The 21,309-nt window shown below is 72.0% G+C and carries 21 protein-coding genes; 6 read left to right on the top strand and 15 right to left on the bottom strand.

All coding sequences use genetic code 11. From position 1 onward, the window contains the following. Positions 1–9: 9 nt before the first annotated feature. The 6 genes from AB0N27_RS12575 to AB0N27_RS12600 all read right to left on the bottom strand — a co-directional run bounded on the left by AB0N27_RS12575 (position 10) and on the right by AB0N27_RS12600 (position 5,524). Complete coding sequence (locus tag AB0N27_RS12575; RefSeq protein ID WP_364367562.1) at positions 10–1,203, bottom strand: hypothetical protein; 1,194 nt, start codon at positions 1,201–1,203, stop codon at positions 10–12. 96 nt (positions 1,204–1,299) lie between these two features. Next, a complete protein-coding gene (locus AB0N27_RS12580) occupies positions 1,300–1,695 on the bottom strand; it encodes a VOC family protein (RefSeq protein ID WP_364367565.1) in 396 nt (131 codons plus the stop codon). Continuing rightward, on the bottom strand, positions 1,676–2,446 hold the full coding sequence (locus tag AB0N27_RS12585) for a metalloregulator ArsR/SmtB family transcription factor (protein WP_364367568.1): 771 nt from the start codon (positions 2,444–2,446) through the stop codon (positions 1,676–1,678). Before AB0N27_RS12585 ends, AB0N27_RS12580 begins: the two co-directional genes overlap by 20 nt. Before the next feature lie 109 nt (positions 2,447–2,555). Then, positions 2,556–3,680, bottom strand: coding sequence for an epoxide hydrolase family protein (locus tag AB0N27_RS12590; RefSeq protein WP_364367571.1), 1,125 nt, complete (start codon positions 3,678–3,680; stop codon positions 2,556–2,558). A 128-nt stretch (positions 3,681–3,808) separates the two neighbouring features. After that, the gene (locus AB0N27_RS12595; RefSeq protein ID WP_364367574.1) at positions 3,809–4,336 is read right to left on the bottom strand and encodes a hypothetical protein; all 528 of its coding nucleotides are present in this window, start codon (positions 4,334–4,336) and stop codon (positions 3,809–3,811) included. 45 nt (positions 4,337–4,381) lie between these two features. After that, complete coding sequence (locus AB0N27_RS12600; protein ID WP_364367577.1) at positions 4,382–5,524, bottom strand: hypothetical protein; 1,143 nt, start codon at positions 5,522–5,524, stop codon at positions 4,382–4,384. A 236-nt stretch (positions 5,525–5,760) separates the two neighbouring features. On the opposite strand from AB0N27_RS12600, the gene AB0N27_RS12605 reads away from it, so the two are divergent. Together AB0N27_RS12605 and AB0N27_RS12610 are read left to right on the top strand one after the other, a co-directional pair. Next, the gene (locus AB0N27_RS12605; protein WP_364367580.1) at positions 5,761–7,314 is read left to right on the top strand and encodes a gluconokinase; all 1,554 of its coding nucleotides are present in this window, start codon (positions 5,761–5,763) and stop codon (positions 7,312–7,314) included. A 52-nt stretch (positions 7,315–7,366) separates the two neighbouring features. After that, entirely contained in the window at positions 7,367–8,902 is a 1,536-nt protein-coding gene (locus AB0N27_RS12610; protein ID WP_364367583.1) for an SLC13 family permease, read from the top strand. 8 nt (positions 8,903–8,910) lie between these two features. On the opposite strand, the gene AB0N27_RS12615 is transcribed toward AB0N27_RS12610, so the two are convergent. Beyond that, positions 8,911–9,195, bottom strand: a complete 285-nt coding sequence (locus tag AB0N27_RS12615; protein WP_364367586.1) for an antibiotic biosynthesis monooxygenase — start codon at positions 9,193–9,195, stop codon at positions 8,911–8,913. A 155-nt stretch (positions 9,196–9,350) separates the two neighbouring features. Here AB0N27_RS12615 and AB0N27_RS12620 point away from each other — a divergent pair, with 155 nt between their 5' ends. Then, positions 9,351–10,691 (top strand): serine hydrolase, encoded by a 1,341-nt coding sequence (locus tag AB0N27_RS12620; protein ID WP_364367589.1) that lies wholly within the window; start codon positions 9,351–9,353, stop codon positions 10,689–10,691. Between the two features lie 7 nt (positions 10,692–10,698). On the opposite strand, the gene AB0N27_RS12625 is transcribed toward AB0N27_RS12620, so the two are convergent. From AB0N27_RS12625 to AB0N27_RS12660, 8 genes are all read right to left on the bottom strand, one after another. Then, positions 10,699–11,472, bottom strand: a complete 774-nt coding sequence (locus AB0N27_RS12625) for a hypothetical protein (protein WP_364367592.1) — start codon at positions 11,470–11,472, stop codon at positions 10,699–10,701. A 55-nt stretch (positions 11,473–11,527) separates the two neighbouring features. Further along, complete coding sequence (locus tag AB0N27_RS12630) at positions 11,528–12,286, bottom strand: MerR family transcriptional regulator (protein ID WP_364367595.1); 759 nt, start codon at positions 12,284–12,286, stop codon at positions 11,528–11,530. Between the two features lie 50 nt (positions 12,287–12,336). Further along, on the bottom strand, positions 12,337–14,694 hold the full coding sequence (locus tag AB0N27_RS12635; protein ID WP_364367598.1) for an EAL domain-containing protein: 2,358 nt from the start codon (positions 14,692–14,694) through the stop codon (positions 12,337–12,339). Between the two features lie 359 nt (positions 14,695–15,053). Then, positions 15,054–15,287, bottom strand: coding sequence for a zinc-ribbon domain-containing protein (locus AB0N27_RS12640; protein ID WP_354818008.1), 234 nt, complete (start codon positions 15,285–15,287; stop codon positions 15,054–15,056). Positions 15,288–15,407: 120 nt separating this feature from the next. Then, positions 15,408–16,271 carry an SRPBCC family protein gene (locus AB0N27_RS12645; RefSeq protein ID WP_364367602.1) on the bottom strand — a complete coding sequence of 288 codons (864 nt, stop codon included), beginning with the start codon at positions 16,269–16,271 and terminating at the stop codon, positions 15,408–15,410. After that, entirely contained in the window at positions 16,264–16,821 is a 558-nt protein-coding gene (locus AB0N27_RS12650; protein WP_364367605.1) for a helix-turn-helix domain-containing protein, read from the bottom strand. Before AB0N27_RS12650 ends, AB0N27_RS12645 begins: the two co-directional genes overlap by 8 nt. Before the next feature lie 100 nt (positions 16,822–16,921). After that, positions 16,922–18,265: a class I SAM-dependent methyltransferase gene (locus AB0N27_RS12655; protein ID WP_364367608.1), complete on the bottom strand. Its 1,344-nt coding sequence runs from the start codon at positions 18,263–18,265 to the stop codon at positions 16,922–16,924. Continuing rightward, entirely contained in the window at positions 18,262–19,659 is a 1,398-nt protein-coding gene (locus AB0N27_RS12660; RefSeq protein WP_364367611.1) for an FAD-binding oxidoreductase, read from the bottom strand. The genes AB0N27_RS12655 and AB0N27_RS12660 overlap by 4 nt, the downstream gene beginning before the upstream one ends. A 94-nt stretch (positions 19,660–19,753) precedes the next feature. Between AB0N27_RS12660 and AB0N27_RS12665 the strand changes: the two genes are divergently transcribed. From AB0N27_RS12665 to AB0N27_RS12675, 3 genes are read left to right on the top strand one after another with little or no spacing between them, the layout of a single operon-like run. Further along, positions 19,754–20,224, top strand: a complete 471-nt coding sequence (locus tag AB0N27_RS12665; RefSeq protein WP_364367614.1) for a YbaK/EbsC family protein — start codon at positions 19,754–19,756, stop codon at positions 20,222–20,224. A gap of 38 nt (positions 20,225–20,262) precedes the next feature. Continuing rightward, positions 20,263–20,547, top strand: a complete 285-nt coding sequence (locus tag AB0N27_RS12670; RefSeq protein ID WP_364367616.1) for a DUF427 domain-containing protein — start codon at positions 20,263–20,265, stop codon at positions 20,545–20,547. 46 nt (positions 20,548–20,593) lie between these two features. After that, positions 20,594–21,298 (top strand): RICIN domain-containing protein, encoded by a 705-nt coding sequence (locus tag AB0N27_RS12675; protein WP_364370652.1) that lies wholly within the window; start codon positions 20,594–20,596, stop codon positions 21,296–21,298. The last annotated feature ends 11 nt before the right edge of the window (positions 21,299–21,309 follow it).

Here is a 21,309-nt window from a genome sequence, read left to right on the forward strand (position 1 = left end):
CGAGCAGACTCACGGCTCCACGGACGGGCACAGCAGCCCAGCCACCAGCGGGAGCTGACGGGGGTCCAGGCAGACCGTCAACATCGCGGAGTCGGATGGGGACGGCGTCGGGCTCGGCGTAACCGATGCGCTGGGCGTTGGGGGCGCCGGTGAGGGCGAGGCCGTCCGAGCCGGGTCGGGGGTCGGCACCGGTGGGGCCGGCGGTACGGCGGATGGAGCGGGAGTCGCCGGGCGAGACGCCCTGACGACCGGCCGGGCCGGCGCACTCGGTGCCGCACGCCCCACCACCCCTGCCGAAGGCCGCACCGGTGCCACCGGCACGGCTGGCCCGAGAGGAGAGGCCGGCCCGCCGGGCAGAACGGGCCCGCCGGGCAGGACCGGGCCGATGGGGCGCGCCGGCACCTCGACATGCACGGCCGCCGGCACGCCCACCACCGCGATCGCCTCCGCAGAACGCCCGCCCGGCCCGAAGGCACCCGGTCCCAGTGTCGCGATGACCACTGCCGTGACGGCGGCGGCGGCGGTCAACCGGCGGTCGGGACGTACCGCCGTGGGCGGCGCCTCCTCCGGACCCGCCAGCGGCAGCGGTGTGGGCCGCGCGACCTGATGAGCGGCGAGCAGCGCGTCGACGTGGGCGGTGAGGGCGGCGCGATCGTCGGTGGCGGCGAGGGTGAGGTAGAAGCGGAAGTTCACCACCGCACTCGCCGGGACCAGCAGCCCGGACAGTCGACTGTGGTCGGGCAGCAGGGTGACCGGCACGTCGGGATGATGGGCCACGCCGACCAGGTCGGCGTACCGCCACTCGCGCCGGTGCTCGCGGCCGGCGAAGGCCACCCGGCGGCTGGTCACGACGGCCATGCCGGCGTCGACGACCCGCAGGCCCACCGGCAGCGAGCCGTCGGGCGTCTCGGTGAAGGAGCACGGGCCGGGCGTGGGCAGCCCAGGAACGTGCCGCGCCTCGGCCTCGACCAGCTCGGCGACGGGGACGACGCGGAAGACGAGTTCGTCGTGGTCGAGGTCGACCGGGAGGCCGGCGCGGGGCCGCGTACACCCGAGGAAGCCGGCGGCTTCGATGCGGAGCCGGACCAGGTGGTCGTGGCGGCGCAGCCAGGCGTCGGTGGCGTCGCGGTACGCGCGCCGACGCCTGTCGTTCTCGCGCTCGGCCCACGCGATGCGCCATGGGGACGATGCCAGTGAGGTCACGGTCACACGCGGTACAACCGCTCACGTACGTGACAGGCAACGCGGACGCGATCGATGCTCCCCTTTAGTCCCGAAAGGAGAGAATTGACGGGCGGGTCAGGCGAGGGCGGGCGCGAAGAGCTCGACGGGATTGCCGGCCGGGTCGTCCAAGACGATCTGCTGGCCGCCCGGACCTGTGATGACGTCGCTGCGGAAGGTGACGCCGACTGCGCGCAGCCGGGCGACTTCCGCGTCGATGTCGGCGACGATCAGATGGATGCGGTTCCAGCCGCCGGGGTGCGGACGGCGTCCGTCGGGCATGGACCGGCCCGCGGAGCTGTCCGGGCCGGACAGCAGCAGCCGCAGGTTGCCGCGTCGGACGTCGGCGAACGCGGGCAGGTACGCGCTGGCCGAGGTGAACCCGAGGTGGGTGGTGTAGAAGTCGATCGCGGCGGCGACGTCGTCGACGAGGTAGCGCACGCTGACGGTGTTGTCATCGATGGGGCTGGTCATGATGCCTTCTCTCGTTGGCGGAGAGCGTGTGCAGCAGGAAATCGATGCGCTGGGCGAGGTCGTCAGCGACCCGCTCGAAGGCGGGCAGCCCGTCGGGATCTGCCGCCGGGTCCACGATGCTCCAGTGCATGAGCCGCGGATGTCCGAGGAAGTCGGGGCAGACTTCCTTGACCCGGTCACACAAGGTGATCACGGCGTCGAACCGCTGACCGGTGAACTCATCCTGGTGTTTGGGCCGCGCGGTGACCAGGTCGATGCCGCGCGCCGCCATTGTCGTTATCGCGTGGGGATGGATCGGCTTGGGTCGGCTTCCGGCACTGTAGGCCGCCACGGCACCGGCGGTGCGTTCCCGCAGCAGCGCTTCGGCCATCTGCGAACGGGAACTGTTGCCCGTGCACAGGAACAGCACTCGTCCGGTCACCGGGGTGACCAGCGCGGGCGGGGTGAGCCGTAGCCCGGGATGCAGGGCGGCGCCGGTGCCGGACAGCAGGTCGCCGCAGTGGGCCAGGGCCAGCGAGTAGTAGGTGTCGCGGCCGTCGGCGCTGCTGCGCCGCGCGGTCACCAGCTCGGCCTTGCGGAGTTTGCCGAGGTGATACGAGACGAGGTTCTGAGGTTGGCCGAGCAGTGCCGCCAGCTCATGCACGGCGAGGTCACTGTGGGCCAGCTCGCTGACCAGCCGCCACCGCACCGGGTGCCCGAGGGCGGTCACGAACCCGGGCGGCGCGATGGTGCCGGGTGCCTCTGTCGTCACCGTCGCAGATTACATCAAATTGATTTGATGCAATAGGGATCGAGGGACGACCAGGGCCGGGCGGCGGAGCCGACCACCTCGGGATCGGCTCCGCCGCCGGACATCACCTCTACAGCGAGGTGAAGAACTGCCTCAGCTCACCGGCCAACAGATCCGGCTCCTCCAGCGGCATGAAGTGCCCGCCCCGGCCGGGCTCACTCCAGTGCCGGATGTCGGTGCAGGCCCGCTCGGCGATCTCGCGCGGGAAGTTGGCCATCGCCGGTTCGGTGCTCACCGTGAACGCGGCGGGCACGGTGATGTCGGGCCGCGGGGTGTTGTGCGCGAAGTCGGCGTACTGCCGGAACGACGAGCCGATCGTGCCGGTGACCCAGTACAGCGTGATGATGGTGAGCAGGGTGTCGGCGTCGAAGCTGTTCGCCAGGTCGCCGTGGTTGTCGCTCCAGTCGCGGTACTTGTCGACGAGCCAGGCCGCCAGGCCCGCCGGCGAGTCGGCGAGCGCCGCCGCGATGGTGTCCGGGCGGGTTCCCATGATGGCGCTGTAACCGCCGTCGGTCTCGTCGTACACGGCCTCGGCGTCCAGGAACGCCCGCTCGGCCGGCGACAGCGGACGGGCGTCGAAGCTCGCCGGGAACGGTGGATGGATCATGTGGATGCCGGCCACCTGGTCCGGGTACAGGGCACCGAGCCAGCCGGTGACCACCCCACCGACGTCGCCGCCGAAGGCGCCGTACCGCTCGTAGCCGAGCACCTCGGTCATCAGCTCGTGCAGCGTCCGAGCGAGAACCGCCCGGGTCACCGGTCCGTCGGGCAGCTCCGAGAAGCCGAAGCCGGGCAGCGAGGGCACCACCACGTCGAACCCGCCGCCGGCAGGGCTGGTCAGCCGGTCGACCAGGGGCAGCATCTCGACGAAGCTGCTGGGCCAGCCATGGCTGAGGAGCACCGGCGGCGGTGCGGGCGTACCGGCCGGGCGGTCGGCACGGACGTGCAGGAAGTGCAGCTTCCGGCCGCCGACGACGGCCAGGTGCTGGGGGTACGCGTTCAGTTCGGCCTCGCGGGCTCGCCAGTCGAATTCGTCGTGCCAGTACGACACCAGGTCCCGCAGGTAGTCGGGGTCGACGCCGCCCTGCCACGGCCGGTCGCCGACGCGGGGGGTGAAACGGGTACGGGCCAGACGGGCACGCAGGTCGTCGAGGACCGCATCGGACACATTGATGCGGAACGGGGAGTGAGACATTGGTCCTCCGATAAGGAGGGCGCTCCCCGACGCGGAAGGTCAGCTGAGGGGGACGGCGGAGAGGAGCGCCCGGGAATGACGATCGGTGGTCATCGGGCTCACCTCCTCTGCGGCTGACGACGATCACTCTAGCTCAGTCGGTCGGGGAGCCGACCCCGGGCCGGGAACCGCGACCGGACGCGCGGCGGGTACGCCTCGCAGTGCGCCACCCACTGCTCGGCGGCCACGGCGAGGGCGTCCGCGGAGACGGTGAGGACCAGCGGGTAGACGGCTGTGACCGGGCGGCGCATCCACGGCGGCAGCGACTCGGCGGAGAACTCGACAGTCAGCTCCAGCCGCCGGCGGCGGATCATCCGGGTCCGCAGGGCCAGGTTGGGTTCGGTGAAGCGGACCGTGGCCGGCGGACAGTCCGGCCCGAGCGCCGCCGACGCCTGCCCGTGCAGCCAGCCGCCGAGCGCCCGGGCCTCCTCGACCATGAGGCTCGGGTAGTGGTGCGACCAGGTCTGGCCGTCGGCGGTGCGCGCGTCGACCTCGATGAGCAGCCAGTCCCGCCAGCCCGGCGCGGCCCGGTCGGGCTCGTCGGGCGGGTCGATGCCGGGCTGGTAGCCGACCGGGCGGATCCTCACCCGGGCACCGTCGTCGGACCGGATCTCCACCCGATCATTCTCGCCGACCGAAGGGGACATTCGTCCCCAAATCGATCACTTCGAGATGGTACGGCGTACACCTCGATGGTCGGCGCAGGCGTCGGACCGGCCGCCGGTCAGGCTCACCGAACCGTCCCGGCACTGCACGAGGTAGCCGCGACCGGCCCAGAACTCAGGCACGCAGTCGAACCAGTCGCAGACCTCGGCGGCGGGCCGGCGGATCCGGGTGCCGCCGCAGAAGTCGTACCCCGGAGGGTTCTCCGGTGCTCCGCAGCGCGCGTCGCGGCTGGTGCTCGGCGACGGGCGTGGTGACTTCGTCGGCTTCGGCGCGGTGCTGCGCCTGGGTGTCGCCGGGTGGATCAGCGCGGGGGCCAGGCTGGGCGTGGGCGCCGGGGTGGCGGCGGCGGCCACCTCCGCGCCGCCGGTCGGGTCGGACGGGTCCGACTCGATAAGCGCCGCCGGCACCAGCAACGCGACGGCCGCGGCCACCGCGACGGTCCGCCGCCCACCTGGCACCCGCGCGGTCAGCCGGGCCTGCGCGGGCGTGGCCACGGCCGGCCGGAACGGCTTGAGCTGGGCGTGCTCCGCGATCAGCTCGTCGAGTTGGGCGAGCACCGCGGCGCGCTGTTCGATCGCGTCGGCGAACGCCAGCGTCAGCTTGAACCGGAAGTCCGGCGCGGCGTCGGTGGGCAGCAGCAACCCGGAGGTGCGCCGCCGGTCGAGCACCTGGATCAGGGTGACAGGCGCCGTCGGGTCGTGGGCCAGGCCGGTCATCCGGCCGTACGCCCAGTCACGCCTTCCGCGTCCGCCGAGCAGCACCAGGCGGCGGCTGGTGATGACCGCCATGCCGGCGTCGGTGACGCGTACGCCGTCCGGCCGGCGTGGACGCAGCGGCGCGTCCGGTGGGGCGACGGTGAGATCCGGCGCGGGCAGGACCGTGGTGTGCCGCACCTCGACGAGTTGCGCGGCGGGCAACGCCCACAGCACCACCTCGTCGGCGGCCAGCTCCAGGGGCAGGCCCTCGCCGGCCGCGGCGGAGCCCTGGAAGTCGGCGGCAAGGGCGCGTAGTCGCCGTAACTCGTCGTCCCGGCGGCGCCAGGCCGCCTCGGCGCCGCGGTACGTGCTGACCCGCCGCACGTTCTGCCGGTGCGCCCACCGGTACCGCCACGTGGAACCCGTCGAATCAGTCTTTGCCACGCCGACTCCTTCGCCGCGTAGGCCACCAATCTGGGGTGTCACAGTGTTAACAGGAACGGCGCGCCGCCCGGACACGCCAGAACGGACGAAATATCCGATCGGTGGAGCAACCAGCACGATAGGCCGATACTGCTGCGTCGATTCGCCGTGCCGTGCGGAGCGGTCCCCGTCTCGGTAACGTCAGCCGCAGCCGGGTGGCGACGCCGCCGCACCGCCGTACCGAGGGGGTGAGGGTCGTGCCTGACGACACCCGGCCCGCCGTTGTCATAGGCGTGGACATCGGCACTACAAGCACCAAGGCGGTCGCGTACGACACCGAGGGCCGGGAGCTCGGCAGCCACTCGGTCGGCTACCCCCTGAACGACCCGCAGCCCGGGTACGCCGAACAGGACCCGCAGCTCATCCTCGACGCGGTGCTCAAGTCGACAAGCATGGTCGTGGCGGAACTGGTCGAACCGGTGGCCGGGCTGTCGTTCAGCTCCGCGATGCACAGCCTCATCGGCCTGGACGCGGACGGCAACCCGCTCACCCCGTCGGTCACCTGGGCCGACTCCCGGTCGACCCGACAGGCCGAGCGACTGCGGGCGGTGCCGTCCGGTCTGGCGCTGCACAGGCGTACCGGCACCCCGATCCACCCGATGTCGCCGCTGCCCAAGCTGCTGTGGTTCGCCGAGCAGGAGCCGAAGCTCTTCGAACGCGTCGCGCACTGGGTCGGCATCAAGGACTGGGTGCTGCTGCGGCTCTGCGAGGCGCTTGTCGTCGACCACTCGGTCGCCTCGGCCACCGGCCTCATGGACATCCACCGGCTGGAGTGGGACAGCGAGGCGCTCACCATCGCCGGCATCACCGAGGAGCAACTCCCCCAGCTGGTCGGCACCACGGCGGTCCTGCCCGGTCTCACCGCGCAGGCCGCGGCGGTGACCGGCCTGCCGCAACGCACCCCGGTGGTCGTCGGCGCCGGCGACGGGCCCCTCGCGAACCTGGGCCTCGGCGCGGTCCACCCCGGCATGGTGGCCTGCTCGATCGGCACCAGCGGGGCGATGCGGGTGATGGTCGAGCAGCCGAGCGTGGATCCGCTCGGCGGGGTGTTCTGCTACGCGCTGACCGAGGACAGGTGGGCGGTCGGCGGTGCCATCAACAACGGCGGCATCGTGCTCAAGTGGGCAGGCGAGGCGCTCGCCCCGGACCTCGGCGAGCATTCCGAGGAAGAGCTGGTCGCCCTCGCCGCCCGGGCGCCAGCGGGCTCGGGTGGGCTCATCATGCTTCCGTACCTGCACAGCGAGCGGGCGCCGCACTGGAGTGCGCTGCCGCGCGGCGCGTACGTCGGGTTGACCCACGGGCACCGCCGCGAGCACCTGATCCGGGCCGCACTGGAGGGGGTCTGCCAACAGCTCGCGCTTGTGCTCGCCTCGGTACGCGCGGCCGGCAACGAGGTTCGCGAGATCCGCGCCGGTGGCGGCTTCGCCCGCAGCGGCCTGTGGCGGCAGATCCTCACCGACGTGCTCGGCCTTCCGGTGAGCTTCCCGGCCGCCCACGAGGGGTCGAGTTTCGGCGCGGCGCTGCTCGGCATGCAGGCGCTGGGCCTGATCCCCAGCATCGACGTCGCCGCCGACCTCGTCCGGATCGAGGAGACGGTCCACCCCGACCCCGCCGCCTCGGCCACGTACGCGTCGCTGCTGCCGCTCTTCGCCGAGCTGTACGACGCGCTGGTGCCCACCTTCACCTCGATGCGCCGGCTGGCACCCGGCCTGCCCGCGGAGCCCGAACCCTCAGCTGGCCCCCCGATGTGATCCTTCGGCCGGCCCGCCTCGGGCCGACCCCGTCCCGAAGGTCGTGATCCCCGTGCCCCCAGCCCCCGCCCTCGCCGCACCGTTGACCACCCTCGCCGCGCCTGCCGAACCGGTGACCACCGCCGGTGACGCCCAACTCGTCGTCGCCGCCCTGCTCGGTATCGCGGCAGTGGTGCTGCTGATCGCCTGGGCGAAGGTGCACCCGTTCCTGTCGCTGATCCTCGGCGCGGCGGTGCTCGGCGTGGTCGCCAGCGTCGCGCCCGACAAGATGATCACCTCGTTCACCGCCGGGGTGGGTTCGACTGTCGGCGGTGTGGGGTTGCTGATCGCCCTCGGCGCGATGATCGGCGGCCTCCTCGCCGAGTCCGGCGGCGCGGACGGCATCGTCGGCCGGATCGTCAACCGGGTCTCCGGCCGGGCGCTGCCCTGGGCGATGGCCGGGGTGGCCGCGCTCATCGGGTTGCCGCTCTTCTTCGAGGTCGGCGTGGTGCTGCTGGTGCCGATCGTGCTGCTCGTGTCGATGCGCACCGACGTACCACTCATGAAGATCGGCATTCCGGCGCTGGCCGGCCTGTCGGTGCTGCACGGCCTCGTGCCGCCGCACCCCGGCCCGCTTGTGGCGATCTCCTCGCTCGACGCCGACCTGGGTCTGACGCTCGGGCTGGGCCTGCTCGTGGCGATCCCCACGGTGATCATCGCCGGGCCGGTGTTCGGCTCCGTCATCGCCCGGTACGTGCCGGCGACCGCGCCAGCCGCCCTGCTGCCGACCCGCCGCGACGCCGGCCGGACATCCGGGTCGGCGACGGGGGCGGAGCAGCGCGATGTGGACGGTGACCTGCTCACCGACGACGACCTGGTCAACCCGGGTGGGGGCCGGCCGGGCGCGCCGGTGGACGACAGCGGCACCGAGACGGCCCGGCGCACCCCTGCGTTCTGGCCAGCGGTGATCACCGTGCTGCTGCCGGTGGTGCTGATGCTGCTGCGGGCGATAGGCGAGCTGACGCTTGGCGAGGACACGGCGGGGCGCAAGACGCTGGACATCGTCGGTACGCCGATCGTCGCGCTGCTCGCCGGGGTGATCCTGGCGATGTTCACGCTCGGCTACCAGGCGGGGTTCAACAGGTCCCAGGTCTCGTCGGTGATCGGCGGTTCCCTGCCGCCGATCGCCGGCATCCTGCTGATCGTGGCGGCCGGCGGCGGGTTCAAGCAGGTGCTTGTGGACGCCGGGGTCGGCAACCTGGTCGCCGACGCCGCCAAGGACGCGAGTCTCTCCCCGCTGCTGCTGGGCTGGCTCGTCGCGGTCGGCATCCGCGTCGCCACCGGCTCGGCGACAGTCGCCACGATCACGGCGGCGGGCATCGTGGCGCCGCTCGCGGCGAGCATGGACCGGCCGGCTGTTGCCCTGCTGGCACTGGCGATCGGCTGCGGCTCGCTGTTCTTCTCGCACGTCAACGACGCCGGTTTCTGGCTGGTCAAGGAGTACTTCGGACTGACCGTGGGGCAGACCATCAAGAGCTGGTCGGTGATGGAGACGATCATCTCCGTGGTCGGCTTCCTGGGCGTACTCCTGCTCGACCTGCTGTTGTAGCGCCCGGGTCAGGCCGCCTCGACGCCGGAGATCAGGTAGCGATTGACGGCGGCGTCGAGGATGGCCGCCGTCTGCGGGTCGCTCGGCCCGGAGCCCCGGAACGCCGCCAACTGCTCGGCCGACTCCCAGCGTTCGTAGACGTGGATCCGGCCCGGGTCGAGCGGGTCGGCCGCGAGCAGGAAGTCCAGACAGCCGGGGGTCGCCCGAGCCTGCGCGATGACCTGGTGACACCCGGCCAGGTAGTCGTCGCGCGCGCCCGGCTCGACACGCAGACTGCCGGCAATGATCAACATGGGCGTCCCTCGGGTCGGGTGATTGCTGATGCGCCTGATACCGCGGAGTCATATTTATACCGCTGAGGTATGTCACCGAGAGGACATCGCCGCCCGGACGGGTGACGGCGTTCCCGCTGGCCTCAGCGGCCTCTCGCGCTTCTTATCGTGCAAACGTGAGGAAAAGCGACAAAAGTTCCGGCGTACGGCTGAAGCTGCTGACGGCGGCGATCGCGCTCGCTGTCGTCGCGACGACCGGGCCGGCCACCGCCGACGACCCGGGTCGCGGGCCCGGCACGGACCCGGCGCAGCAGACCGAGCCGGGGTACGGCGGTGAGCCCGGCGACGACCAGGGCGACGAGCCCGGTGTGGACCCGACGCCGGAGCGGGCGCCGACCAGCGAGGTGTCGTGGTTGTCGTTCCCCGGCGGGGCGTTCGCGGTGGATCCGCTCGGGCGCACCGTGCGCTACCGCGCCTGCGACGGCGACACCGGCCGGGTCGCCGACCCGACCATGCGGGTGGCCGCCGGCGTGGCCAGCGGCGAGGTGACAGTCGACGGCCGACGGTTCCGCTACCGGGTGCCCCTGGTCGGGCGCACCGAGGGCGCGCTCATCGTCTCCGGACCGCAGGCACAGCCGGTGGAGCTGACAGGCGTGGTGGTCACCAGCCCACAGCCGCCCACCGACCCGGTGGCCGGAGCCCGGCTGTTCCCACTCAGCGGGCAACTCGCCCGGGTGGTCGGCGACGCGAACCTCAACCCGGCCGGGGCGACGGTACGCGACCTGTCCGGCCGGTACGGCGACCAGCAGATCGCGGTCAACGGATCGCTTCGCCCCAAGGCCGCGAGCGTCATCAAGCTGTGGATCCTCGTCGAGCTGCTCCGCCGTGTCGACTGTGGACAGGTGTCGCTCGGCGAGGGCGTGCTGGTCACCCCGGCCGATGTGGTCGGGGGCACCGGCCAGCTCCAGTACGAGACGTTCCCGCAGGTGGTGACCCTGCACCGACTCGCGAAATATCTGATCAAGTACAGCGACAACATCGCAGCGAACGTGCTGATCACCTACCTGGGCGGGTTCGCCCCGGTCAACGCGCTGATCGACTCGATGAACCAGCGGTCCACCATCCTGGCCCGCCGGATGCTCGACAGCGCCGCCGCCCAGCGCGGCGAGGAGAACTACACGAGCCCGGACGACGTGGTGTCCCTGCTCGGCGCGGTCTGGGACGGCGAGATCCTCACTCCCGCCTCCCGCGACCTGATGATCGGCTTCATGCGGGAGCAGACCCTGAACACCAAGATCCCGGCGGCGCTGCCACCCGGCGTGCCTGTCGCCCACAAGACCGGCGACCTGCCCGACGCCTCCCACGACGTCGGCTACTACCTGATCCCCGGCACCGAGACCGCCGTCGCGTTCCTCACCGCCGGCCCGATGGCCACGGGCGACGAGACGGTCCGCCGGATGGCCCGCACCGTCTACGACTTCCTGGTCACACCCACCGAGGGCGCCGTCGAGGAATGACGGACCGTCAGGCCCCGGGGATGTTCGCCGGCGGGTCCTCGCCGACCACGTCCGCGGGCGGCGGGTCGGCAGTCACCGACAACCCGAAGTCCGAGTACGTCAGGTCGAGCTGGGCCGTCTGCGACTGCTCGCTGGCCAGCTCGATGCGGTAGCGGACCAGCCGCCCCTGCTCGTCGACGGCAGCGGTGAACGGCACCGCACCGGCCCGGTCACCGAGCACACCGCCGACCCCTTCGCCCAGCACCGCACCGCTCTGACGCAGGTCCAACGTGCCCGCGTACTCCCGCGCGCCGGTCTGCCGGACGACTGTCGCCGTGCTGAGCGTGCCTGCCAACTTGGTGTTGTCCAGGCCCTGCTTGGCGGGGGGTGAGCCCGGAGCACCGACATGCCACCAGGTCTTGCCGTCCCAGACCGGAATGCGCCGGTCCGGGGCGCTGACCCGCACATAGACATCCGGCCCGGTGGTGAGTCGTTCGATCTTCACCTCGCCGGTGGGCACCTTCAGGGACGTGGTCTCCAGACCACGCTTCGCCTTCGGGTCCCAGAGCACCACTGTGCCGTCCGCGCCCGTCGTCCCGCCGCTGCTCAACGCCAGCTTGTAGGTCTGCTGGTCGACCTTCCCGGCGGCGGCCCTGAGCACACCGACCGGGTCGGTCGGGCCCGCCGACGCCGCAGGGCGACTCTCACCGGGTTCGTCCCCCATCGCCACAAGCGCCCACACCCCGGCGGCGGCCGCCACGGCGAGGACGGCACCGGCGGCGATCAGCTTCGGTTTCTGCACTGTCATCTCCCCGGGGGCGGGTGCGGTCCGGCCAGACTAGCCGGACCGCACCGCGTCACGCGCGGCTGATCGCGTTGGCGTGGATCGCCTCGTTCAGGTACGCCGCCAGCCCAGGGGCGATGCTCTCGTAGTGCGCGGTGAACCGCTCGTCGGCCAGGTACATGTCGGCCAGGCCGGTGTGCATCTCGTACGAGCAGTCGTAGAACCAGCGACCGATGATCTGCCGATGCTCCTCGGCCAGCTCCATGGCCTCCGGGCTGTCCGCCGGAGCGTTCGAGCCCAGCACCGCGACGATCCGTCGGCCCCAGTCCTCGTTCTCCGCCTTGATCCGCAGCCAGTCGTCCCTGCTGTAGCGCGAGGCCCGCCGGCTCGACTCCCGGTACGCGTCGGTGTCGCCCCAGCGCCGCTCCGCCTCGGCCTCGTGCTCCTCCGGCCTGAAGTCACCGAAGACCTCGAACCGCTCCTCGGGAGTGAGTTGGATGTTCAACTTGCTCGCCTCCATCGCGAACTCGATCGCCGTCACCATCTCCTGCAACCGCTTGATCCGTACCGTCAGCAGCTCGTGCTGGCGGCGCAGGTGCGCGGCCGGATCGGCCGCCGGGTCGTCGATGATCGAGGCGATCTCCTCAAGCGGGAAACCCAGCTCCCGGTAGTACAGAACGAGTTGCAGCCGTTGCAGGTCCGCGTCGTCGTAGCGGCGGTAACCGGCCGCGGTCCGTCCGCTGGGCGAGAGCAGACCGATCTCGTCGTAGTGGTGCAACGTCCGCACCGTGACGCCGGCCACCCTCGCCACCTGACCCACCGTGTACGCCATGGTTCCCGTCCCTTCCGGGAACCAGGCTTCCGCCTGCCGTCGCGTGAGGGTCAAGCCCGATTCTGACCCACAGTCGCGGCGCCGTCCGGCCGCCCGTACAGATAGCCCTGACCGCGCGGGCAGCCGATCGCGGTGACCGCCTCGTGCTGGCGTTCGGTCTCCACCCCCTCGGCGACCACAGTCAGGTCGAACGCGCCGGCCAGCCGGGTGATCATCTCCACCGTGGCGTACGCCCGGTCGTCCGACCCCAGCCGGGCCACGAACGAGCGGTCGATCTTCAACTCGGTGGCCGGGATGCGGTGCAGGTAGCTCAGCGACGAGTAGCCGGTGCCGAAGTCGTCGATGGCGATGGCCATGCCCAGCTCCCGGAGCTGGTGCAGCCGCTCCAGCACCGCGTCGGTGCCCTCGATCAGCGCCGACTCGGTCAACTCCAGGGTCAACGCGCGCGGCGCCAGCCCGGCACCCGCGGTGGCCGCGGTGACTGTGGCGATCAGATCCGGCCGGCGCAGGTGCGCGGCGGCGATGTTCACCGCCACCGTGGCCTCCGGCGCACGTACCCGCCACGTCGCCGCCGCCCGACACGCCTCGTGGATCACCCACCTGTCGATCGGCAGGATCAACCCGGTCTCCTCGGCCAGCGGCAGGAACCTCGCCGGCGGCAGCATCCCGAGCCGCGGATGCCGCCAGCGCACCAACGCCTCAGCGCTGCGGACCGCCCCGGTGCACAGGTCGACGATGGGCTGGAACTCCAGGTGCAACTGCTCCTCGTCCACCGCCCGACGCAGGTCGGCGATCAGCTCGGCGCGGGAGACGGCCGACTCGCGCAGCCCCGACGTGCACGTCCGGTACGACGACTTGCCTGCCGCCTTCGCCGCGTACATGGCGATGTCGGCGTCCCGCAGCAGGTCGGTGTGGGAGGTGTGCTGCGGGCCGTACTCGGCGATGCCGATGCTCGCCGACGGGTGCACGCCCACGTCGTCGGCGCCGTCCACGGGGCGCAGGGCGTCCAGCAGTCGTTCCGCGAGCCGCTCCGGCGACACCCCCCGGTCGCGGTCCACGAGCACCGCGAACTCGTCCCCGCCCAGCCGGGCGATGGTGCCGTCGTCGTCCACGGCGGCGCGCATCCGGGCCGCCAGCCCGGTCAGCAGAGTGTCGCCTGTGGCATGCCCGAAACGGTCGTTGACCTGCTTGAACCCGTCCAGGTCGAGCAGCAGCACGGCCACCTGCCGCCTGTCGCGCAGGGCCAGCCGCAGCAGCCGGTTGAACAGCAGGCGGTTGGGCAGCCCGGTGAGCTGGTCGCCGTACGCGAGGCGGCGCAGCCGGACCACCAGACGCAGGTTCTCGTTGGCGGCCAAACCCTGCCGTACGGCGAGGGCGGCGAGCAGCACCATCATCGTCACGAAGATCAGCTGGGGGGTCTGCCCGGTGGGTCGCCGGGCCAGCAGCACCGCGATGATCGCCCCGCCCACAGGCAGGTACGGCAGGGCGACCCGCCACCAGGGCGGAGGCGGTGACTCGGCGGTCTCGTCCGTGCCGTCGCAGTCCGGCGGCGGCGGGTACCTGCTGGCCAGACCGATCAGCAGGTAGCTCAACGGCCAGCACAGGTCGATCGGATGCCCTGCGGTGTAGTCGGCGCGGGCGACCAGGGAGACGTACACGACGTCGGCGACCACCCGGAGGGTGAGGCTCGCCGCGAGCACGCTCATGGGACGCCACATCGGCCGGGCCGGGCCGGAGACCGCCACCAGGATGGTGAGCTGCATCAGGTCGAACATCGGGTAGAGCAGCCCCAATGTGCGCGCCGGGTCGGCCAGTTCGGCGGCGGCCACCCCCCGGAACACCAGCACCCAGCCGACCGGCACCAGGGCCAGCGCGACGATCACCCCGTCCAGCAAAGTCCGGGCCCGCCCGACCCCGGTCCGCGGCGCGGAGGGGGAGCTGAGCAGCGCGGCGGTGCCGGTGAGGATGCCGAGGGTGAAGACCGCCCCGACCAGCGGGGTGTGCGGCAGGTCGCCGCCGACGAGTCGCTGCGCCGTCCAGATCGCCCGGCCGCACGCGGCGAGCGCCATGGTGACGGCGAGCAGCGTCCAGAACCGGCGCAGCGGGGCCGGATGCCGGCGGGCCACCCGGGCGCACGCGACCGTGGCCCACCCGGCGACAAGCATTCCGCCCACGTCGCTGACAAGCGCGGCCCCGGGCAGCGCCGCGACCAGCCAGAACGCCTCCAGGAGAACAACCGACCCCGCGGCGACCGGCCCGGCGCGGCCCAGTCTGGCCGGCGCGACGGCGGTGACCGCCCGCCCGCCGCCGGGCTGCCCGACGGCCGGCGCGCCCAGGGCCGGTGCCGGAAGGGTCGGCTCGGCAGGGGTCGGCTCCCCCGCCGCCTGCTTCACGTCCTGTCGCGACACGGCCGCTCCGGCTCTTCGTCGTGCGTGCACCCTCGGCGGACCCGTCCACGGCAAACCCCGAAAGCCTAGCCAGCTCCCCGGCGCCCGCCAAGGTCCGGAAGGCCGCGCGCGTCGGGCCGATCCGGCCACAAGGGAATGGCCCGGACCGGTGGGCGTGGATGTGCGACGGATGTGGTCAGCGGCCGGCGGAGCGGTTCCACGGTGAGCGGGGCAGGCTGGTGCCGGCCAGGGGACGCCGGGCACGACGGCGCCTGCGCCGGCCGGGGGTGCAGGGCGGGCGTATGGCGGTGTGCACCGGCGGGACGGAGGACGGCGGCGGCCGACGGATCAGCCAGCAGAGGAAGCGCTCCATTCGACGCTCAGCCGACCGGGAGACGTTCGGCGTCGGACCGGGAGATCTCGTACTGCGCCCCGCAGAACGTGCACTGCTGGGCGTACCTGGTGCGGATCGGGATGAGCGGGATGAAGAAGAGGGAGAATTTCGTCGAACGGCGGGTGATCACCTGCGCGGCGTGGTTGCCGCAGTGTCGGCAGACCTGCTGCACGACGCCGGACCGGTCGACCTTGGTACGCAGACCGAAGATGAAGAACATCGCCCGCCATTACCCATTCCACAGCGAAAAGTCACAGGTTCAGCCCCACCGATCACACCCGCAGCCCGGCGAGATCGTGTGGATCAGGCCGGACTGCCGGGTGCGATCGGTGGGGATGGATCAGCCGGCGGGCTCCAGACCGGGCACCTCGGAGGGGAGCCAGATCGGCTGCCAGGCCGGCACCTCGTGGAAGCGGCGCAGCTCGGCGAGCCCGGCCACCGACCCGCTCCAGGCCGCGTACGGGGGGTTGGTCTCGTCGAAGCCGCTCTGCACGAAGGTCAGCGTGGTCTTGCCGCCGGACTCGGCAAGCTCCCAGTTCGTGACGCCGGTGGGGCCCCAGTCGACGGACATCCGGCGACCCGGCTCCAGGTCGACGATCTTGGCGGCGTACCCGTTCTCGAAGCCGCCCATGGCGTACCGGCCGCCGACCCAGGGCTCGATGCCGATCGGGTAGCCGAACCAGGCGCTTGCCTGCTCGGAGTCGGTCAACGACTCCCACACCTTGTCGGCGGGGGCGGCGATGACCAGCTGACCGCGCAGGTCGGCGGAGGTGAAGTCGGTGCGGGGCAGCAGCGGCGCGCCCTCCAGGTGGGCGGCCAGGTTGGCGATGCCCAGCGACCAGTACGTCTGGAGCACACCCCGGATGCTGGAGCCGCTCATCGCCTCGGCGAAGTCGAAGTGGCTCTGGGTCAGGGTCAGCACTGTGCTGTCCGGGCCGTCGGCGGTCAGCTGGAACTCGGTGGTGGTCTCCACCCCGTCGAGCAGCCAGCTGAAGCGCAGCGTGTCGTCGTCGGCGTGCAGCAGCCGCTGGTGCGGGGCGTCGCCCTCGGGCGTGTAGCGGCCCCAGAACTCGTACCGCTGGGGCAGCTCGACCTCGACGTGTTCGGCCAGCCAGACGCGCAGCTCAGCCGGGTCGGTCAGGGCCGCGCGGACGCGTCCGACGGGCGCGGACAGGCGGGCCTGCAGCTTCAACGGTTCACTCATCGTCGTTCCCTTTCGGATAGCAGGCGACGGCCAGCTTGAAGGCGTCGCCTTCGCTGCCGCCGTAGCGGGTGAACAGGTCCTGAAGTGCCGTTTGCAGGTCGTGCAGGAACTGGGGGCGTTGCTCGGCGGGCACCCGGATCTCGCCGGAGACCCCGATCGAGGGCAGCTCGGGAGCGGCCCGGTCCAGGGCGGCGATGTCCGCCTGGACCTCCTCCATCAGGTCGAGCAGGTAGCCCAGGCTCAGCTCGTCGCGGGCCTTGCGCAGCCCGATCCGACCGACCAGCCGGGGGGACAGCCAGTACGACCGGGCGGCCGCCTGGTAGATGCCCTCGGTGATCCCGCGGACCTTGCGCTCGTTGACCAGCTCGGCCAGACCGGCCGCGACGAGCTGCTTGACGTGGTAGTAGACGCGTTGTGGCGTCTGGTCGAGTCGGGCCGCGACCTCGGTGCAGGTGCGCGGTTCGGCAAGTTGCCGCAGCACCTCGACGCGCTGCGGCTTGAGCAGGGCTTCGGCCTGCTCGATCTGCTCCAGGTACAGGACGTCTCTCATGGCAAAATCAGTTTGTACGTACAAAACTTGTTTGTCAATCGGTTCGCGAGAAGCCGCGCCGACTTTCTCGACGCGGCTTCAGGCGGCGTTCAGTAGATGGTCAGGGCAACCAGTCAGGCCGCAACGGGTAGCCGTTCACACCTTCCGGGCCGTTGTGGGTCGCCAGCACCTGGTGCAGTTGGATGCCGTTGCGCTCGAACGCCATCCGCGACCCGGCCATGTAGAGCCCCCACACCCGGGCGGTGCCCGCGCCCACCTCGGAGACGCAGAAGTCCCAGTGCTCGACCAGGTTGCGACACCAGGCGGCAAGCGTCAGCGCGTAGTGCTGGCGCAGGTTCTCCTCGTGGTGCACCTCCAGCCCGGCGTCGTGCACCTCGCTGATCAGCCGACCCGGGCCGGCCAGCTCCCCGTCCGGGAAGACGTACCTGTCGATGAACGCCCCGGAGCGGTGCGGCGCCCGATTGTCCGCCCTGGTGATGCAGTGGTTGAGCAGCCGCCCACCCGGTCGCAGCCGGTCCCGCAGCGCCCCGAAGTACGTCGGGTAGTTGCGCACTCCGATGTGCTCGGTCAACCCGATCGACGAGACCGCGTCGAACTGCTCCGCCGGCGCGTCCCGGTAGTCCAGGTGCCGCACCTCGGCCAGCCCGGTCAGCCCCTCCCGCTCGATCGCGGCCTGCGCCCACTGCGCCTGCGCCTTCGACAGGGTCACCCCGAGCGCCTTCACCCCGTACTCGCGGGCGGCGTGGCGCACCATCCCACCCCAGCCGCAACCCACGTCCAGCAGCCGCATCCCCTGCTTGAGCGCCAACTTGCCGGCGACCAGGTCGTACTTCGCCGCCTGGGCCTGCTCAAGCGTGTCGTCCGGAGACCTGTACACCGCGCAGGTGTACGTCATCGACGGGCCGAGCACCTTCTCGTAGAAGGCGTTCGAGACGTCGTAGTGGTGCGAGATGGCAGTGCTGTCCCGCACCCGGGAGTGCCGCAGCCCGTTCACCACACGCTTCCAGCGCGGCAGCGCCTCCTGCGGCGGAGCCGGCGGCGGCATCAGCCGCTCCCAGCCCAGCCCACGGACCAGCGCCAGCCCGTCGGTAAGCGACGGTGGCCGCAACCGCAGCTCGTCCTTGAGCACCCGCAACGCCTCGTACGGGTCGCCCGGGTGCACCCCCTGCAACGCCAGGTCACCGCTGACGTACGCCCGGGCCATGCCCAGGTCGCCGGGGGCGGTGAGCAGGTACGACAGTCCCCGCTCGGAACGGATCGCCAGGGTGATGCCGGCGTCGGACGGGCCGACGGCGCTGCCGTCGTACCCCGTGATCCGCACCGGAAGCGGCCCGGCGGTGACCGCGCGGACGACGTCGGCGACGGTCGGACCCGTCTGCCGGCCCCCCGCCGGCGGGGTGGCGGGGACGCTCGCCGCCCCCTGATCTCTGTCGGTCAGGCTCATGCTCGTGCTACCGCCTTTTCGTACAGTCCCGTCAGCCGGTGGTCCGGGTCGTAGCGGTCCTTCACCGCCCGCCACGTGTCGCCGCCGTACAGGCGATAGAAGGCGTCCCGGTCGTAGTACGCGTCGGAGTAGAGCGACTTGTGGCCCCCCGACTCCGACACCATGCGTTCGATCGTGCGGTTGACGTCGCCGTCGGCGGCGCCCGGCGCGATCGGCACGCTCCCCCAGAACCCAATGTTGACGTAGTCCTGCCCCGGCCGGAGCGGATACAGCGGCCAGGACCGCGCGGAACCGGGACCCGCCGGTTCGCGCAACCGCAACGGACACAGCCACACCGGGTTCATCCCCACGCTGCCCGCGAACCAGCGCAGGAAGTCGGCAGTACGTTCCAGCGGGATCTCCACGTCCTGCACGACCCGTTCCCGGGCCGGCTGGCCGCGCAGCCTGTCGATCCGCGCCGCCACCTGGTGCCGGTGCTCCAGCCGGACCAGGCGGTGGTAGAAGTCGCTGCGCCGGTACCGCGACGGCCAGAACCGGCGCACCACCGGGTGCTGCGCGCCGAACGCCGCCGAACACCAGAACCAGTCGGTGTCCCAGCGCCAGAGATAGTCGTACGCCGTGAGCACGTCGCGGGTGCGCCGGCGCAGCGACCGGTAGTAGATCGCCTGGCCGGTGTAGTCGCTGGGCGGGCCGGCCGCGTCGGTGAACGTGGCGAGCACCAGGTACGCCTCGCCGGGGCTGAACATCACCCCGTCCATGGCGTCGACAGGCTCGCCGGCCCAGGAGCGGGACGCGGTCACCTCGGCGATCGCGTCGGTGAGCGCCTCCAGCCGGGTGAACCGGATGTTGCGCAACGCCACGTACCGGCCGACGGGTTGCAGCTCGATGCGCAGCCGGGTGGCGTAGCCGAGGCTGCCCAGCGAGTTGGGGAACGCGGTGAACAGGTCGGCGTGCTCCCCGTCGGGACGGGCGGTGACGACCTCACCGGTGCCGGTGAGGATGTCCATCTCCCGTACCGACTCGTGCGGCAGGCCGTTGCGGAACGAGGTCGACTCGATCCCGAGGCCGGTCACCGCGCCGCCAAGCGTGATGGTGCGCAACTGCGGCACCACCAGCGGCATCAGCCCGTGCGGCAGGGTCGCGTCGACCAGGTCCTCGTACGTGCACATGCCCTGCACGTCGGCGGTGCGCCCGGTCGGATCGACCGCGAGCACGCCGTTGAGGCCGCTGACGTCGAGGCCCGGGGTCCGTGGTGCGGACCGGGGGCGGAACAGGTTGGAGGTGCGTTTGGCGAGCCGGACAGGTTCGCCAGTGGGCACCGCGGCGTACGACCGCCGCAGCGTGTCCACCGCTTCATCATGGTCAATGGGGTGATCCACACGCTCAGCGCGCATGTGATCACCTTACGCCTGCACCCCGGGAAATCGTGGGATGTCCTCACCGGTCGTTTCCCGTCCCGCGGCAGGCCCGGCGGTTACCGTGGCGGTCATGCCGTCGCCCGCGATCGCCGCCCTGGACGCCACCGGACTGCCGTACCGGCTGGTCAGTCACGGCGCGGTAGGCAGCCTGGCCGAGGCCGCGGCGGTCCGGGGGGTGGCCGTCGCGGACGTGGTCAAGACGATCGTCGTCCGTCGGGGCGCCGACGACCACCTGTTCGTGCTCACCCCCGGCGACCGGGTCGTGTCCTGGCCCAAGCTGCGCGCCCTGCTCGGCGTGCACCGGCTATCCATGCCGGACGCCGCCGGTGCCCTGGCCGCCACCGGCTACGAACGCGGCACGATCACCCCGTTCGGCGCGAGCACTGCCTGGCCGGTGATCGCCGACGAGCGGCTGCGCGGACGGGAGATCACCCTCGGTGCCGGCGAACGGGGCCTCGCCATCGCCGTCGACGCCGACGCCGCGATCACCGCCCTCGACGCCACGGTGGCCGACGTCACCGACCCGCAGCCCACCCGCTGAGCACTGCCGCGGGCGTCGGGACGGCCTAGTGTTGAGGCATGCCGAAAGCCGTGTGGAACGACCTGGTCGTCGCCGAGAGCGACGACACCGTGCTGGTGGAGGGCAACCACTACTTCCCCCGCTCCGCCCTGCGCGACGACCTGATCCGCGAGTCCGCGACGCACACCGTCTGCCCGTGGAAGGGCACCGCCTCCTACTACTCCCTCGAACACGAGGGCAGCACCAGCCAGGACGCCGTCTGGTACTACCCGGACCCCAAGCCGGACGCCGAGATGGTGCGTGACCGGGTGGCGTTCTGGAAGGACGTCCGGGTCGTCGACTGACCCACCGACTGGCCGTGGCCGACGGCGGTGGGTGAGGATGACCCGTATGTCCGCGCCCGAGGAACGCCCCGACCCCGCCGGCACCGTCTACGGCGGCCGTCGCCGGGCAGCACGTTCCGGCCCGCTCGCCGACCCGTTGCTGCGGGTGGCGCTCGGGGTGGGGCTGGTGGGCGTACTCCTCGGGGTGGTCTTCGCGACAGGCCTGCTCGGCGGCGGTGGCGATCCGGTGGTGCCGGCCACGGTCGGCGCGCCGTCCAGCGCGGCGGAGCCCACCACCCCGGAGGCCGAGCCGAGCCCGACCCCGTCCGCCGAACCGTCACCGACGCCCTCGGTGGCGCCGACCACCGGGCCCCGGGTGCTGCGGGTCGCGTCCGGGCTCTGCCTGGGGCTCGACGGCGACGACAAGGAGGCCGGGGCCGAGTTAGCCGTCTGCACCGGCGGGCCGGAGCAGCAGTGGGTCGTCAACCCGGCCGGCGCGGACGCGGTGTCGCTTACCAACGCCGCCCACGGGCAGTGCCTCGACGTCGAGGGCGCCAGCACCGACGACGGCGCGCGGCTGCTCCAGTTCCCCTGCCACGGCGGGGCCAACCAGCAGTGGCGGCTGTCCCCCACCGGCACCGGCCCGGTGCTGCTGGTGGCCGCGCACAGCGGCAAGTGCGGGCAGGCCGACGACGACGGCGACGAGCCCGACGACGAGATCCGGCAGCGCGCCTGCGACGGCAGCCCCGCCCAACAGTGGACCCTCGGCTGACCGTCCGACCC

Origin of the sequence: Micromonospora sp. NPDC093244 (assembly GCF_040683695.1) — a bacterium.
GTDB lineage: Bacteria > Actinomycetota > Actinomycetes > Mycobacteriales > Micromonosporaceae > Micromonospora.